Origin of the sequence: Capnocytophaga granulosa ATCC 51502, assembly GCF_000411115.1 — a bacterium.
GTDB lineage: Bacteria > Bacteroidota > Bacteroidia > Flavobacteriales > Flavobacteriaceae > Capnocytophaga > Capnocytophaga granulosa.
In genome coordinates this window covers 349,445-364,766 of record NZ_KE150253.1, presented here as the reverse complement: position 1 = coordinate 364,766, position 15,322 = coordinate 349,445, and the positions used below count along the sequence as shown (strand labels likewise).

The 15,322-nt window shown below is 43.5% G+C and carries 11 protein-coding genes, 1 tRNA gene and 1 pseudogene; 3 read left to right on the top strand and 10 right to left on the bottom strand.

Going from position 1 to position 15,322, the window contains the following annotated elements; translation table 11 throughout:
* Positions 1-240 precede the first annotated feature (240 nt).
* From HMPREF9331_RS06745 to HMPREF9331_RS06735, 3 genes are read left to right on the top strand one after another with little or no spacing between them, the layout of a single operon-like run.
* Positions 241-912 carry a succinate dehydrogenase cytochrome b subunit gene (locus HMPREF9331_RS06745; RefSeq protein WP_016420251.1) on the top strand — a complete coding sequence of 224 codons (672 nt, stop codon included), beginning with the start codon at positions 241-243 and terminating at the stop codon, positions 910-912.
* Between the two features lie 4 nt (positions 913-916).
* Positions 917-2,944 carry a fumarate reductase/succinate dehydrogenase flavoprotein subunit gene (locus HMPREF9331_RS06740; RefSeq protein ID WP_016420250.1) on the top strand — a complete coding sequence of 676 codons (2,028 nt, stop codon included), beginning with the start codon at positions 917-919 and terminating at the stop codon, positions 2,942-2,944.
* A gap of 7 nt (positions 2,945-2,951) precedes the next feature.
* Positions 2,952-3,704: a succinate dehydrogenase/fumarate reductase iron-sulfur subunit gene (locus HMPREF9331_RS06735; protein ID WP_016420249.1), complete on the top strand. Its 753-nt coding sequence runs from the start codon at positions 2,952-2,954 to the stop codon at positions 3,702-3,704.
* Positions 3,705-3,865: 161 nt separating this feature from the next.
* Here the strand turns inward: HMPREF9331_RS06735 and HMPREF9331_RS06730 are convergent, their stop codons facing one another.
* The 10 genes and pseudogenes from HMPREF9331_RS06730 to HMPREF9331_RS06685 form a co-directional block, all read right to left on the bottom strand.
* Complete coding sequence (locus HMPREF9331_RS06730; protein ID WP_009642236.1) at positions 3,866-5,242, bottom strand: anaerobic C4-dicarboxylate transporter; 1,377 nt, start codon at positions 5,240-5,242, stop codon at positions 3,866-3,868.
* Between the two features lie 387 nt (positions 5,243-5,629).
* A tRNA-Met gene (locus HMPREF9331_RS06725) sits at positions 5,630-5,702 on the bottom strand.
* A 143-nt stretch (positions 5,703-5,845) separates the two neighbouring features.
* Complete coding sequence (gene glmS / locus HMPREF9331_RS06720; RefSeq protein ID WP_016420247.1) at positions 5,846-7,690, bottom strand: glutamine--fructose-6-phosphate transaminase (isomerizing); 1,845 nt, start codon at positions 7,688-7,690, stop codon at positions 5,846-5,848.
* Positions 7,691-7,800: 110 nt separating this feature from the next.
* Positions 7,801-8,328, bottom strand: coding sequence for a class I SAM-dependent methyltransferase (locus HMPREF9331_RS06715; protein WP_040357197.1), 528 nt, complete (start codon positions 8,326-8,328; stop codon positions 7,801-7,803).
* Between the two features lie 10 nt (positions 8,329-8,338).
* On the bottom strand, positions 8,339-9,478 hold the full coding sequence (gene darB, locus HMPREF9331_RS06710; protein ID WP_016420245.1) for a dialkylresorcinol biosynthesis protein DarB: 1,140 nt from the start codon (positions 9,476-9,478) through the stop codon (positions 8,339-8,341).
* A 59-nt stretch (positions 9,479-9,537) separates the two neighbouring features.
* Positions 9,538-10,304, bottom strand: a pseudogene (locus HMPREF9331_RS06705) (patatin-like phospholipase family protein).
* A gap of 10 nt (positions 10,305-10,314) precedes the next feature.
* Positions 10,315-11,325, bottom strand: coding sequence for an aspartate--ammonia ligase (asnA, locus tag HMPREF9331_RS06700; RefSeq protein ID WP_016420243.1), 1,011 nt, complete (start codon positions 11,323-11,325; stop codon positions 10,315-10,317).
* A 7-nt stretch (positions 11,326-11,332) separates the two neighbouring features.
* Positions 11,333-12,022: a 5'-methylthioadenosine/adenosylhomocysteine nucleosidase gene (locus tag HMPREF9331_RS06695; protein WP_009642404.1), complete on the bottom strand. Its 690-nt coding sequence runs from the start codon at positions 12,020-12,022 to the stop codon at positions 11,333-11,335.
* A gap of 30 nt (positions 12,023-12,052) precedes the next feature.
* Positions 12,053-12,658, bottom strand: coding sequence for a DUF502 domain-containing protein (locus tag HMPREF9331_RS06690; RefSeq protein ID WP_016420242.1), 606 nt, complete (start codon positions 12,656-12,658; stop codon positions 12,053-12,055).
* Positions 12,651-15,023 (bottom strand): efflux RND transporter permease subunit, encoded by a 2,373-nt coding sequence (locus tag HMPREF9331_RS06685; protein WP_016420241.1) that lies wholly within the window; start codon positions 15,021-15,023, stop codon positions 12,651-12,653. Before HMPREF9331_RS06685 ends, HMPREF9331_RS06690 begins: the two co-directional genes overlap by 8 nt.
* Between the last annotated feature and the right edge of the window lie 299 nt (positions 15,024-15,322).

Here is a 15,322-nt window from a genome sequence, read left to right as displayed (position 1 = left end):
GGGGCAAAAGTACGACTTTTTGAGCGAATAGTGAAGTGTGAAAAGTGAAAAGTTGCTCACCACATGTTTTTCACTATTCACTTTTCATTATTCACTATTCACTTTTACCTAATTTAAACTAACTATAAATTACAATATTTTTCTACTTTTAGTTGTGAAAAAAATCAAATTATTGTATCTTTGTGGCACTAAAGTATTTCAGCTAATACTATCATTTTTAGGAACTTATTTTTTAAGGATATGCAAATATTTAAAACTTCCGTAGCGAGAAAAGTGGCGATGGCTCTCTCGGCATTTTTTCTCATCATTTTCTTAGTAATACACTTGGCAGTAAACTTCATGTCAGTGTTAAGTCCGAGCACTTTCAACATGCTCTCCCACTTCATGGGTACTAATCCCTTGATCCAGTTTGCCATGCAACCTGTACTATTGGCAGGGGTTGTGTTTCACTTTGTGATGGGCTTCGTTTTGGAGCTACAGAACAAGAGAGCACGAGGCAACGAACCTTATTACAGTTATAATGGTGCGGCCAACTCCTCTTGGATGTCCCGCAACATGCCCATTACAGGGATCGTGATTCTGCTCTTTTTAGGGCTTCACTTGTATGACTTTTGGGTAGGAGAGATGAATTACAAGTACATAGAAGGGCTTCCTGAGGATCCTAATCGTTATTACCCCGAATTAGTAGAGAAGTTCCATGATTTTTGGCGAGTGGCTCTTTATGTATTGGCCTTCGTATTCTTGTGCTTGCACCTACTTCACGGATTCCAATCCGCTTTCCAATCCATGGGCTGGAAAGATGACAAACGCAAGAAATTTATCAGCTGCTTAGGCAATTGGTACTCCTACGTTATCTGTGGAGGCTTTATCTTCGTAGCTCTTTTCCATTTTGTAAAACATTTAACAGCTTAATACCATGAGTACATTAGATTCTAAAATACCAGATGGACCAATTGCGGACAAATGGACAAAATATAAAGACCATATCAACCTTGTAAACCCTGCCAACAAACGTAATATTGACATTATTGTGGTAGGAACAGGACTGGCAGGAGGCTCTGCCGCTGCTACCCTTGCCGAGCTTGGGTACAATGTAAAGGCTTTTGCTTACCAAGACTCTCCTCGTCGTGCGCACTCTATCGCTGCTCAAGGGGGGATCAATGCCGCCAAAAACTATATGGGAGATGGTGACTCTACCTATCGCCTCTTCTACGACACTGTAAAAGGAGGGGACTACCGCGCCCGTGAAGCCAACGTATACCGCTTGGCTGAAGTCTCTGGAAATATCATAGACCAGTGTGTAGCACAAGGAGTACCTTTCGCACGTGATTATGGTGGACTCTTGGACAACCGTTCTTTCGGTGGGGTGCTCGTATCTCGTACTTTCTATGCCAAAGGACAAACAGGACAACAGCTCCTCTTGGGTGCTTATGCCGCCATGAACCGACAAATCGCTCGTGGTAAGATAGATATGTACAACCGTCATGAGATGATGGACGTGGTAATCGTAGATGGCAAGGCTCGTGGAATCATCGCTCGTAACCTTGTAACTGGAGAAATCGAACGCCACTCGGCTCACGCTGTGGTTATCGCCTCTGGAGGTTATGGTAACGTATATTTCCTTTCTACCAATGCCATGGGCTGTAATGCCTCTGCTGCTTGGAAAGTGCATAAAAAAGGTGCTTTCTTCGCTAACCCTTGCTTTACTCAGATTCACCCTACTTGTATTCCTCGTTCTGGAGACTATCAATCCAAACTAACCTTGATGTCCGAGTCCTTGCGTAACGACGGACGTATCTGGGTACCTAAGAAAATGGAGGATGCAATAGCTATCCGCGAAAAACGCAAAAAACCTACCGAAATACCTGAAGAAGACCGCGATTACTACTTGGAACGCCGCTACCCTGCCTTCGGTAACTTGGTGCCTCGTGATGTGGCCTCTCGTGCTGCTAAAGAACGTTGCGATGCGGGTTACGGAGTAAATGAAACAGGTGAGGCTGTATACCTCGACTTTGCCTCTGCTATTGAGCGTTATGGTAAAGAACAATGTAAGATCCACGGGGTAGAACCTACCAAAGAAGAAGTAACCAAACGCGGAGAACAGATCGTTGCCGCTAAGTATGGTAACCTCTTCCAAATGTATGAAAAGATTGTAGCGGAAAACCCCTACAAGACCCCAATGATGATCTACCCTGCTACTCACTACACCATGGGAGGTATTTGGGTGGATTATAACCTAATGACTACTGTACCTGGCCTTTATGCCATCGGGGAAGCCAACTTCTCCGACCACGGAGCTAACCGCTTGGGAGCTTCTGCCCTTATGCAAGGCTTGGCCGACGGATACTTCGTATTGCCTTACACCATAGGTGATTACCTCTCTGCTGATATTCGTACAGGTAAAATCCCTACCAATACCCCTGAGTTTGACGAAGCTGAGAGAGTAGTGAAAGAACGCTTAGCTCACTTTATCAACAACAAAGGAACCCACTCTGTAGATTACTTCCACAAGAAGCTCGGTAAGGTGATGTGGGACAAAGTAGGTATGGCACGTAATGCAGAAGGTCTTAAACAAGCGATCAAGGAAATACGCGAAATCCGTGAAGAGTTCTGGCGCGATGTAAAAGTACCTGGAGAACTCACTGGTATGAACGTAGAGCTTGAAAAAGCCAACCGTGTGGCTGACTTCTTAGAGCTTGGAGAACTATTCGCCAAAGACGCTCTCGAACGCAATGAGTCTTGTGGTGGCCACTTCCGCGAAGAGTACCAAACTCCTGAAGGAGAAGCCCTCCGTGACGACGTGAATTACGCTTATGTAGCGGCTTGGCAATACACAGGTGATCCTAAAGAGGTTGTCAATACTTATAACCCAAGCGAGGAAATCCTTCACAAGGAAAAACTCGAATTCAAAGATATTGAACTTAAACAACGTAGCTATAAATAGTAGTCATATGTCAACAATGAATCTTACCCTCAAAATATGGCGACAAAAAGACGCCAAATCAAAAGGCCAAATGGTAGAATATAAAGTCAATAATATTTCTGACCATATGTCCTTCTTGGAAATGTTAGATATTCTCAATGAACAACTCATAGAAAAAGGAGAAGAACCTGTAGCCTTTGACCACGATTGCCGCGAAGGTATCTGTGGTATGTGTTCGCTCTTTATCAACGGAGAAGCACACGGTCCTGACCGAGGTATTACCACTTGCCAATTGCATATGCGTATGTTCAAGGACGGTGATACCATTACCATTGAGCCTTGGCGTGCCACTGCTTTCCCTGTAATCAAAGACCTTATGGTGGATAGAAGCGCTTTTGAGCGTATCCAACAGGCAGGAGGTTATATCTCTGTCAATACCTCTGGTAATACCCAAGATGCCAACGCTATTCCTATTCCTAAGCGCGATGCTGACCGCTCTATGGACGCTGCCGCTTGTATAGGCTGTGGCGCTTGTGTGGCCACTTGTAAGAACTCTTCTGCTATGCTCTTCGTAGCGGCTAAAGTATCCCAATTTGCCCTCCTACCACAAGGTAGAGTAGAAGCCACAGAACGTGTGCTTAACATGGTCAATCAAATGGAACACGAAGGCTTTGGTAACTGTACCAATACAGGAGCTTGCGAAGTAGAATGTCCTAAGGGTATTTCCTTGGAAAACATCGCTCGCCTAAACCGCGAATACCTCAAAGCAAGTATCCAATAATTGCCAACAAGTCAATTTGCTAATTTGTTAATCAAACTGTCTCAAGTCCTATGGCTTGAGGCAGTTTTTTTAAGGCCATAAACCGCCAAAAAGGAGGCTAACTCTTGGGAGTTAGCCCCTTTGTTCTTTTATTAAATATAATGGATAAAAAACACCTTTTCTTAGTGAATTAGTATCTGAGCCAAACCAATACCTACCAAGCACGATACTGATACAGCAATAAGCCCTGGTACCATAAAGCTGTGGTTGAAGTAATATTTCCCTATCTTGGTAGTTCCTGTAGGGTCAAAATTTACCGTTGCAATATCAGAAGGATAGTTAGGGATAAAGAAGTAAGCATACGTAGCTGGCATAATTCCTATTAGTAGAGGCACAGGAAGTCCCATCGTAATGGCTACAGGAAGCATCATCTTAGCGGTCGCCGCCTGGCTATTGATCACTACAGATACAGCAAAGAGCGCAAAAACGAATGTCCAAGGATAGGCTTGTACCATGGAGGTAATTCCTTCTTTGAAATAAGGCATGGCATAACTGAAGTATGTATCACTCATCCAAGCAATCCCAAAAATGGCCACACAAGCTACCATTCCTGACTTGAAGACTACGCCTTCAGGCACCAATTTCACAGGGGTTTTACAAGTAGTTAGAATTATCCCCCCGAAACAGAGCATAACCATTTGGATGATCACTCCCATAGGCACAGCTGTAGCTTTGGCTACACCATCTTTGACTACATCAAAAGTACGAATCTCAGGATAAAGCGCCAATATAACAATCACTACGATAGAAGAAAGGAAGATGTATACCGCATTCTTAGAATGTTGAGGAATCACATCGTTGAGTGTTGTTTTGGTACTATTGAGGATTTGATCGCGGTAAGTAGGATCTTGCAAACGACGTTGGTACTCAGGGTCGTCTTCAAGGTTTTTCCCTCGGCGAAGACTGTAGAGTGACATGGCCAGCATCCCCAAGAAAGTAGCGGGGAAGGTCACTGAAAGAATGTTCACCAGGGTAAGATTGGCACCGCCCTGCATATGGAAGAGATCCAAGAGCTCTTTGCCCAAATAGACCGTTACCACAGCGGAGATAGGACTGGCCGTCAAGGCCAATTGAGAGGCAACGGAAGCTGCCGCCATAGGCCGTTCGGGGCGAATCTTGTTCTTCAGAGCTATATCCCCGATAATTGGCATGATAGAATACACCGCATGCCCTGTACCCAACATAAAGGTAAGCATATAAGTGGCAATAGGGCCAAGGAAAGTGATTTGTTTAGGATTTTTCCTTAAAATCCGCTCTGCCACTTGCAGCATAAACTTAAGCCCTCCTGCCGCCTCCAAGATAGAGGCGCAAGTAACCACGGCCAAGATGATGAGCATCACCTCAATAGGAGCAGAGGCTGGAGGCATTCTAAAAACGAAAACCTCTATCACAAGCCCTATCCCTGAGACTACACCCAGTCCTATCCCTCCGTAGCGGCTCCCTGCATAGAGCATTCCTAAAAGGAAAAGGAATTCTAAAACTAATACATAAGTGTTCATAGTAATATAAATTATATATTTTCTAAGATTTTTTTAAGCCACTTTCCCTTATTTAGGCTCAAAAAGAGTCTATTTTCCTATCAAACGACTTATGTGGCTGTCTTTTTATTCGTGCAAAGATATTCTATTTTGAGAAAACCACAAAAAAAAACAGCACTTTTTTTATAGTTACATAATTTTTTTTATTAACAAAGAAAATGACATGATTCTCTCTTTTTCAACAATTATAGTAGGAGATATTTTAACTTATTCTTACTATATACAACTCTTTAGAAAATAAGTTTGGAATAGCAAATTGCTATTCAGTAGCGAGTATCTAGTACATTTTGTGCATAAAAAAAGAGTGATTGGCTAGTGCAATCACTCTTTTCCATGTATTAATTCTCGTAGCGGGAACTGGACTCGAACCAGTGACCTTCGGGTTATGAGCCCGACGAGCTACCTACTGCTCTATCCCGCGATTTACAGGTGCAAAGGTACAACCTTTTTTTTAATTACCAAAACAAAAATGATTTTTTTATTTTATTTCTTACAACTTACTGAAAAACAAAACATTGCCAAGAGATTTCCCCTTGGCAATGCTGCTGTATATCATCAAAAGTATTATTCCACGGTTACTGATTTAGCCAAATTTCGCGGCTGATCTACGTTACAACCACGCATAGTGGCGATATAGTAGGAGAGTAATTGTAACGGAATCACACTCAGGATTGGAGAGAATAACTCTTCTACTTCTGGGATTTCTAAAACATGGTCGGCCAAAGCACTCATCTGGGTATCATGCTCGGTTACTACCGCTATGATTTTCCCTTTGCGAGCCTTTATCTCCTGTGCATTGGAAACCACTTTTTCATAATGCCCTCTAGAAGGAGCCAAGAAAACCACTGGCATATTCTCATCTATCAGGGCGATAGGGCCATGCTTCATCTCAGCTGCTGGATAGCCTTCGGCATGTATATAGGAGATTTCTTTGAGCTTTAAAGCACCTTCTAAGGCTACAGGATAGTTATATCCACGACCTAAGTAAATACAATTAGAAACATCCTTATAAGCACGTGCTATCTCTATAACCTTATCTTTGTTCATCTCTAAGGTCTTGGCTACCAAATCAGGAATATGAGCCAGTTCTTTACAAAGTCTCTTATAAGTATCGTGATCTATAGTCCCTTTCTTATGACCTAGGTGCAAAGCCAAGAGTGTCAGTACGGTAAGCTGGGTAGTGAAAGCCTTGGTAGAAGCCACCCCTATCTCTGGTCCCGCATGGGTATAAGTACCAGAGTCTGTAAGGCGTGCTATGGAAGAGCCTACCACGTTGCATATCCCATAGATGAAAGCACCACGCTCCTTGGCCAATTTTAGGGCAGCTAACGTATCGGCTGTTTCTCCTGATTGGGAAATGGCCATCACTATATCCGAGGAGTTGATTACAGGATTGCGATAGCGGAACTCAGAGGCATATTCCACCTCTACTGGAATACGGGTAAGTTCCTCAAAAAGGTACTCCCCTACCAAGCCCGCATGCCAAGAGGTACCACAAGCGGCAATGATAATACGATCAGCACTAAGGAATTGCTTGAGGTTGTTGTTGATTCCTGATATTTTGGTAGTCCCATCCTCTAACAGACGACCACGCATGGTATCCTGAATAGAGTCAGGTTGCTCGAAGATTTCTTTAAGCATAAAATGCTCATAACCACCCTTTTCTATTGCATCTATACTGAGTTTCAACTCTTGTATGGTAGGATCCACCTCTTCGTTGTTGTATATCTTACGTACCTGTAAGTCCTTATTAAGCTCAATGGTTGCCATTTCCCCATCTTCAAGATAGAGGGCGTTCTTGGTATATTCTATAAAAGGAGATGCATCGGAAGCAATATAGAACTCATTCTCTCCTATACCTATCACCAAAGGACTTCCCAAGCGTGCTACTACCATTTTGGATGGATTGGCTTCCTCCATCACCGCAATAGCATAGGCACCCACTACTTCATTAAGGGCATAGCGTACAGCCTCTTCTAAGGGGAGTTGCTTCTTGTTCTTGATGTATTCTATGAAATTAATAAGTACCTCTGTATCAGTATCAGAATGAAATACATAGCCTTCTTGTAAAAGGCGTTGCTTAATCGATTGATAGTTCTCAATGATTCCATTATGCACTATGGCCAAATTGCCTGAATTGGACAAATGTGGGTGTGAGTTCCTATCACTGGGCACCCCATGAGTTGCCCAACGGGTATGCCCCATACCGAAAGTAGCAGTAGGAATGGTATCTTTAGCGGCTTTTGCTTCTAGGTCAGAGACCTTTCCTTTGGTCTTTTCACTGACAAATTTTTCAGCATTGACAATAAAGCCTGCACTGTCATAGCCTCTGTATTCCAAGCGTTTCAGCCCATTGATGATAATGGGATACGCTTCTTTATTTCCTATATATCCTACAATTCCACACATGTTCTATATGTTATAATTGGTTACAAAATTTGGTGCAAAAATACAGCTTTTTCCTCAAAAAACAAACCTATATAGTGACTAACGACTAATGACTAATCCTATTTTTGTCACTAATCATTGGTCATTCGCTGTGCGTATACCGCATAATATCTGGGGACAAAGTACCGAAGCAAAGGGCGAAAGCCTAACTTGCCTACGGGGTGTGTCCATTTTTCACGATATTGGATTTGCCAGCCTGCTTTCTTTAAGAGCATATCCAATTGCCAGTCTTCAAACTCATGGTAATGACAATCTCGCGGGTCTTTGTCATTGCGGTAGGCCTTGGCAAACCATAGGCGCAGAGGTACTGTAATGAGGAGCTTTTTTGCAGGAAGCTGTTGTAGTACCCCAAATGGATTGACCAAGTGCTCTAGTATCTCCAAAGCGGTTACCATTTCCCCTTGGTAGTCCTTTAGTGTCTCTGGATGGAGGTCTAAATCCTCTCCTTCTGTGTTGCTCACCACATAGCCTTCTTTTTCCATGACCTCAGAGAAGGGATTGCGTACTCCTAAGTCCAGTATGGAGGTTCCCTTAGGGGTAAAGCGCTGTAAGATAGCCAAGGTTTTCCTATAACGTTTTTCTGGGTAGATACGGTACATCGAGTTCATATTATACGACTTTTAGCAGGGCATAACTATAAGAGAAACGACCACTCTCTGGTACCGAAAGCAGTAGGGTATCTCCCTTTTGGAGCTTTTGCGAGTTGAACAGTTCCTCCAGCATCAAATAAGGGGAAGCGCTCCCTACATTACCTACTTGGGGAAGGTTCAAAAACCAGCGTTCCAAGGGAATATCTATCCCGACCTTCTTAAGCTCTTCATATAAGCGGTCTTTGAAATAAAGGGAAGAGATATGAGGGAGGAAATAGGTAATCTCATCGGGAGAAAGGGCATGTTTGTTGAGTGCGGTCTGCATACTCTCCGCCCCTTTTACCAATATATTCTCATTGAGAAGCTTTACATCTTGCTTAATGGAAAAGATAGATTGCTCCAACCACTGCGCTGGGCTATAATCACTCCAAGCCTTAAGAGAACCATCGGATTGTTTCTCACACCCTGCATACATACAAGCCTCCAGCTGGTGAGCATACGAATGTGCTTCCATCCAAAGTATTTGTAAGGAGCGATCTGTGGGATGTGGTTTGGACTCCAAGCGCAAGGCTCCTGCCCCATCGGAGAGCATAAATCGCAAGAAATCTTTCTTGAAAGCCAAAATAGGCTGCTCCTGCAAAAGGGTGAGCGATTGTATTTCATTTTCGTACTTATTGGCTCTAAGCCAAGAGGAAACTCGCTCGGAGCCTGTACAAACAGCATTGGTACTATTGCCTGACTTTACGGAAAGATAGGCAAACTTTAGGGCATTCATACCTGAGTTGCAGACTCCTGCGGAGGAGTTTAGCTCTACAGCTCCACTGCCTTTCAGCAGGCCATGCACCATAGCTGCATGCGAGGGCAATAGGCAATCGGGTGTAGAGGTACCACAAGAGAGTACTTGTATATCCGCTGCCTTGAAGTGTGTATCCAGTAGCCCCTTTATCGCCAAGCAAGTAAGGTCGGCATTGGTATGAGTAGGATTGCCTTGTGTATCAAGTGCATAGTAACGCGTGGTTATTCCATTGTTTCTCAATACAATACGCTTTGCCTTAGAGGCCGTTTCATTAATCTCCCCTAAAAACGCCTCCATCTGATCATTATCAATAGGGGTATTAGGAAGATATTTGCTTGCTTTGGTGATATATACGGGATTCATTGATTTTTAAGTGATTTGACAAAAATATATTTAGCATCTGCAAAGATACAATTTTTCTTTTAATTAGCTATACAGTTTTTCAAAGTTGTCATCATAGTAAGTGCTTGCTGGTAGCCATATTCGAAGGCCGCATCTATCTGTTTGGTATCCAAGACACCTATATTACTCAATTCTTGTAGGAAGACAAAATCACATTTCTTAAACTTCTTCTCATAGGAACCGTCCATAATCACATTGTAGATGCGCTGGAAGAACTTAATCGGATTGCTCAGGTCTTTTTCTTCTACCGATTCCAGTGGATTTATAAAACTACCTATGAGTACATCGCACTTTCCTCTGAGAGGTTCTATAGGAAAATTGTTCAGCAAGCCACCATCACAATAGACCCCCTCCCCTATTTTTATAGGGGAAAAATAAGGCGGTAGTGCCGAAGAAGCTACCATAGGAGCGATTAAGTCTCCTTTAGAAAAATACGTTATCTTCCCACTGAGCAGATCGGTAGCAGCCACATATAGGGGAATGGAGAGTTCTTCAAAAGTTGTACAAGAGAGATTTTTCTCGAACAAAGCCGGGTACTTGTTGCTATTTATAAGCCCCATTTTCCCAAGGGAAAGCATGGAAAACTTAAACAGCGGGGTTTGCTTGAAGAAGTCTAAGAGCTGTTCTGGGGTCTTCCCAGAAGCATAGAGTGCTCCCACCAAAGCCCCTCCACTGGTGCCTGAGATCGCTGCAGGGCGAAGATGGTGTTCGTCCAAGGCCTTGAGCATACCTGCATGTGCTAAGGCACGTACACCCCCCCTGAGAGGACAAGTCCGAAAGTCTTCATAGGCAATAGCTTATAACAAGTTGATATGATGTTGTTCGCATAAGGCGAGTATTTCCTCCGTCCAGATAGAGGCTTGTACCTCCCCTATATGTGCTTTCTGGAGGAAAAACATACAGATACGAGACTGACCAATCCCTCCACCTATGGTAAGAGGCAGGTCGCCCTGTAGGAGCATCTGATGGTAGTCCAAGTGCTTGCGCTCTTCTAAGTTGGCCTTCTTGAGCTGCTGCATAAGAGAGACTTCATCTACACGGATGCCCATGGAGGAGAGTTCCAAAGCGCTGTCCAAGACTGGATTCCAAAGAATAAGGTCTCCATTGAGCTGCCAATCATCATAATCAGGGGCACGACCATCGTGTTTTTCACCAGAGAGAAGTGCATCACCTATCTGCATAATGAAAATAGCCCCTTTCTCCTTAGCAAAATGTTGTTCGCGCTGGCTCGCAGATAAGTTCGGATATTTATGTTCCAGCTCTTGGGAGGTGATAAAAGTGATTTCCTTAGGCAAAAAAGGCGTCAGTAGCGGATATTCTAGGGTGATGACCGCCTCTGTGGCCAAAAACACCTTGTATATCTTCCTTACAGTTTCCTCCAAATAGGCTAACGTACGTTGTTCCTTCGTAATGATTTTTTCCCAATCCCACTGATCCACATAGATAGAATGGGTGTTGTCCAAGGTCTCATCTCGGCGGATTGCATTCATATCGGTATAGATGCCTTCCCCTACACCGATTGCATAGCGCTTGAGTGCCAAGCGTTTCCACTTAGCCAAAGAATGTACTATCTCTATAGTATCCTCTGGTGCCTCTTTCATTTGGAAAGAAACAGGGCGTTCTACCCCATTGAGGTTATCGTTAAGTCCTGTGGTATTCTTGACAAACAAAGGGGCAGAGATACGGGAGAGGTTCAGTGCCTTGGATAGCTCCGTTTCAAAGAAGTCTTTGATACGCTTAATAGCTCTTTCGGTATCCATGATACCATATTTGGGATCATACCCTCGGGGAATTTTGCATGCTGACATAAATGGGTTATATTAAGTTTTCAATAAAGTCAATATTCATCTTGGCTGAGAGGGAGGCAGCTTGAGTGACAAATGTATCATAAGAAATCGTATCTCCCTCGCCTGCATTGTCCGAAACGGCGCGAAGAATCAGAAAAGGGGTACCTAACAGATAGCAGGTTTGGGCTATGGCTGCCGCTTCCATTTCCACGGCTACTGCCTTGGGGAAATTAGCCTCTATCCATTGGCGTGTTTCGGGCTTGCTTATAAAAGTATCCCCACTGACAATGGGAGCGCAATGGAGTTGGTTGGTGTAACGTGCTACCGACGCTTTGGCTTTGTCAAACCATTGTTCCGATGGCAGATAGCTTTCGGGCATCTGTGCTTGCTGGCCTAAGGCATAGCCAAAGGCGGTTACATCTACATCGTAATAGGCAACCTCTGTGGCCAATACCATATCTAATACCTTGCTGTGTTGCAGTCCGCCTGCGGTACCTGTGTTAATCACCAGGTCAGGGGCAAAGTGATCTATAAGCAAAGCTGTACCCACGGCAGCACTCACCTTGCCAATACCAGAGAGGAGTACTACCACTTGGTGAGAGCCTATCTGCCCCTGATAGAAAGCATAACGTTGCAAATGAGTGGGGGCTGGATTGCCCAAATATTCTCTAAGGAGCTGTATCTCACTCTCCATAGCTCCAATGATTCCAATTTTCATAGTTTTGAGTTTTTAATTTCGAGTTCTAAATTAGGATTCTTCACTTTTTACCACTCTCTTTTCACTTCTTACCCCTACGGTTCCTCCACTTACGGCAAACTCCATGGCTTGCTTGGCAGAGAATCCTTCGGCGGGTTTTATCTGATCCTTATGAACCACTATCACCCAGCCCGATATAGCGTAAGAGTGTGGCAGATAGACACTGACCATATCCGTAAAGGTCGCAAAGGACATATCTTCTTGGGTCAAGAAACCTATACGCCATAGCTCAGGCGCCTCTTGTACCCGTACCCATACAGGGTGGGAAAACTTCTGTTTGTCCCCTACGAAGGAACCTATTACATCGCGTATGGTCTTGTAAATAAACTTGATTCCAGGGGTGTGTTCCAAGATATAGTTCAGTCCCTCCACGACAAATTTGCCTACTAAAAAGCGACTTCCCAAATAGCCGATCAGGGTCGTGCCTACCAAGATGATGACAAAGACCAAGCCTGGAAAACGCTCCGAAAGATGCGGAATTAGGTTATCTACACTATAGAAAATAGACCAAAGAATCCAAATGGTGGTACTCAAGGGGCCTATGATAACGACCCCTTGTAGGAAATATTTTAATAATGGACGTATGTAGTTATTCATTTTTACTTTCATTTTTCACTTCTTCCTCTTGGTCTTCGTCTTCACCTAGCACATCTATATGAGGTTCTATAAGTGTTTTCTTATTGGCGATACTCTTCTCTAAGGCAATGAGCAAGGAAGGCAGCAGAATCAGGTTGCTGCACATAGCAAAGAACAGGGTGGTAGAGATCAGTCCTCCCAAGGCCTTAGTCCCTCCAAAGCTGGATAAGGTAAAGATAGAGAAGCCAAAGAGCAGCACTACCGAGGTATAGAACATACTAATGCCCGTCTCCCGCAAAGCTGCATAGACCGAACGCTTCACCTTCCACTGGTTGACCATCAGCTCCTGACGATATTTGGCTAAGAAGTGAATAGTATCATCTATAGAAATACCAAAGGCTATCCCAAAGACCAATATAGTGGAAGGCTTGAGCGGTATACCGGCGTATCCCATCACTGCTGCGGTAATAGCCAAAGGCAACAAGTTGGGTATCAGAGAGATAATTACCATTTTGAACGAACGGAACATATAGAACATCATCACTGCAATGATCGCTATAGTCAGTAGCAATGATTGTATGAGATTGCCTACCAAATAGTCTGTTCCTTTGGTGAACATATAGGCCTTGCCTGTGAGACGCACCTTGTATTGGTCAGTAGGGAAAAGTTTATCGGTTTGTTTGGCGATAGCCTCCTCTATATGGTGCATTTTTTCGGTACCTATATCTTTCATAAAGACCGTAATACGAGCAATTTGCCCTGTACTATCCACTATACTGCGCAGCATATCGGCTTTTCCATCGGAATTTTTTACATAAGAAAGCACAAAAGCACGCTCTTGGGCTGTAGGTAAGTCAAAATACTCCGCTTTGCCATTATAAAAAGCTTGTCGGGCATACTTCACGAGCCTTACCACCGAGATAGGCTGGGATATTTCAGGTATATCGGCCAAGTATTCCTCTAGCTTTGCCATACTCTGCAAAGTAGCAGGGCGCATCACTCCGTTTTTCTTACCTGTATTGATGGTAATTTCCAAAGGCATAATCCCGCCAAACTTCTTTTCAAAGTAGAGGATATCGTCATAGAACTTCTCCCCCTTAGGCATATCCTCTATGACACTTCCTGAGATATGGATTCGGTAAATTCCTATAATACTGGCTACCAAAAGGGCTACTGCTATCGAGAAGGTAGCAAAGCGATGTTTCTTAACAATACGCTCAATCCCCTCCAAGAGTCCTCCTATCCACTGCTTGCTCAAGTGCTTGAGGTGGCGCGGCTTAGGAGAAGACATAAAGCTATATATGATAGGAATCAAACAGAGAGAAATCACATATAAGCACATAATACTGATTGAGGAGACAATCCCAAACTCCTTGAGAATACTACTCTCGGTGATGATAAAGGTGGCAAAGCCCGCCGCAGTAGTCAAGTTGGTCAGTAGAGTAACATTGCCCACCTTGGTAATGACCCGCTGGAGTGCCATGGCCTTGTAACCATGTTTTTGTATTTCCTGTTGGTAACGGTTGATAAGGAACACACAGTTGGGTACCCCTATGACAATGACCAGTGGCGGAATCACCGCCGTGAGTATGGTAATCTCATAACGGAAAAGCCCTAAGAAACCAAAAGCCCACATCACCCCAATAAGTACGGTACAGATGGAAATAAGCATAGCCCTGAACGAACGGAAGAAAAAGAGCAACACCAAGCAGGTAGCCAGGAGCGCTCCGACAATAAAAAAGCCTATTTCCCCAGTGATAATCTCGGTGCTAAGTGTACGTATATAAGGCATGCCCGATACATGTATAGGCACTCCTAAGTCGGTCTGGCATTGCTCTATCAGCGGTTTTAGATCCTTGAGGATAAAATCCTTACGTATAGCAGTGTTGACAATATCCTTGCGCAAGGAAACAGCCATACGCAGGGTCGTATGATCCTTGTTATACAGCAGTCCCTCATATACAGGCGTTTGGTTAAACAATTTAGGGAAAAGGCTGTCCAATTCCCCTTGAGTAGCCACCTCCTCAGGAAAGAAGTTACGCGTTGCGAAGCGCTCATGAATTGTATCCTTGCACAACTCTTTAATGGTATTGAGAGAGAGTACCCCCTCCACCTGTGGGAACTTTTGCAAATCTCTGGCCAGCATATTCCAGCGGTTAAAACCACCTGCCTTGGTAATCTTATCAGCTTCTACTCCTATGACGATCAGGTTGCCCTCCTCGCCGAATATGCTTAAGAACTTATCATACTCCTTGCTAATAGGGCTATCCTTAGGGAGCATATTGGCCTCGGAATAAGTCATGCGGATATACTTCCATTGCATGGCCAAAAGCACTGTGATTCCTAAGAATACCCCTAAGAATACATAACGATTGCGCAGCACCATACGTGCCACAAATACCCAGAAATTATTTAATAACTTTCTCACTTTTTCCTCTTTCAGTTATAGGCTTAACTGGCTGCAAAGATACACATTTTTCAGTGTAGCGGACAAAATTAATACTACTTTATTTAAGTTTTGCAAATTGTTCTAAGCCACTTTAGATAAGGGATTCAAATTAATCCATTTCATAAGTTGCTTATTTTCAGATATTATTTTCATTATTAACTAGTATATTGTAAACAGGAAAAAAAGCCTTTTCATTTGTAGTAAAAAAGTTTTTTAGTTCTGATAAATTTTTCGTA

What these genes read in the sequence shown, in the direction of transcription:
- HMPREF9331_RS06745 (WP_016420251.1), top strand. Translation starts at nt 241, where the DNA reads ATGCAAATATTTAAAACTTCCGTAGCGAGAAAAGTGGCGATGGCTCTC.
- HMPREF9331_RS06740 (WP_016420250.1), top strand. Translation starts at nt 917, where the DNA reads ATGAGTACATTAGATTCTAAAATACCAGATGGACCAATTGCGGACAAA.
- HMPREF9331_RS06735 (WP_016420249.1), top strand. Translation starts at nt 2,952, where the DNA reads ATGTCAACAATGAATCTTACCCTCAAAATATGGCGACAAAAAGACGCC.
- HMPREF9331_RS06730 (WP_009642236.1), bottom strand. Translation starts at nt 5,242, where the DNA reads ATGAACACTTATGTATTAGTTTTAGAATTCCTTTTCCTTTTAGGAATG.
- glmS (WP_016420247.1), bottom strand. Translation starts at nt 7,690, where the DNA reads ATGTGTGGAATTGTAGGATATATAGGAAATAAAGAAGCGTATCCCATT.
- HMPREF9331_RS06715 (WP_040357197.1), bottom strand. Translation starts at nt 8,328, where the DNA reads ATGTACCGTATCTACCCAGAAAAACGTTATAGGAAAACCTTGGCTATC.
- darB (WP_016420245.1), bottom strand. Translation starts at nt 9,478, where the DNA reads ATGAATCCCGTATATATCACCAAAGCAAGCAAATATCTTCCTAATACC.
- asnA (WP_016420243.1), bottom strand. Translation starts at nt 11,325, where the DNA reads ATGTCAGCATGCAAAATTCCCCGAGGGTATGATCCCAAATATGGTATC.
- HMPREF9331_RS06695 (WP_009642404.1), bottom strand. Translation starts at nt 12,022, where the DNA reads ATGAAAATTGGAATCATTGGAGCTATGGAGAGTGAGATACAGCTCCTT.
- HMPREF9331_RS06690 (WP_016420242.1), bottom strand. Translation starts at nt 12,658, where the DNA reads ATGAATAACTACATACGTCCATTATTAAAATATTTCCTACAAGGGGTC.
- HMPREF9331_RS06685 (WP_016420241.1), bottom strand. Translation starts at nt 15,023, where the DNA reads ATGGTGCTGCGCAATCGTTATGTATTCTTAGGGGTATTCTTAGGAATC.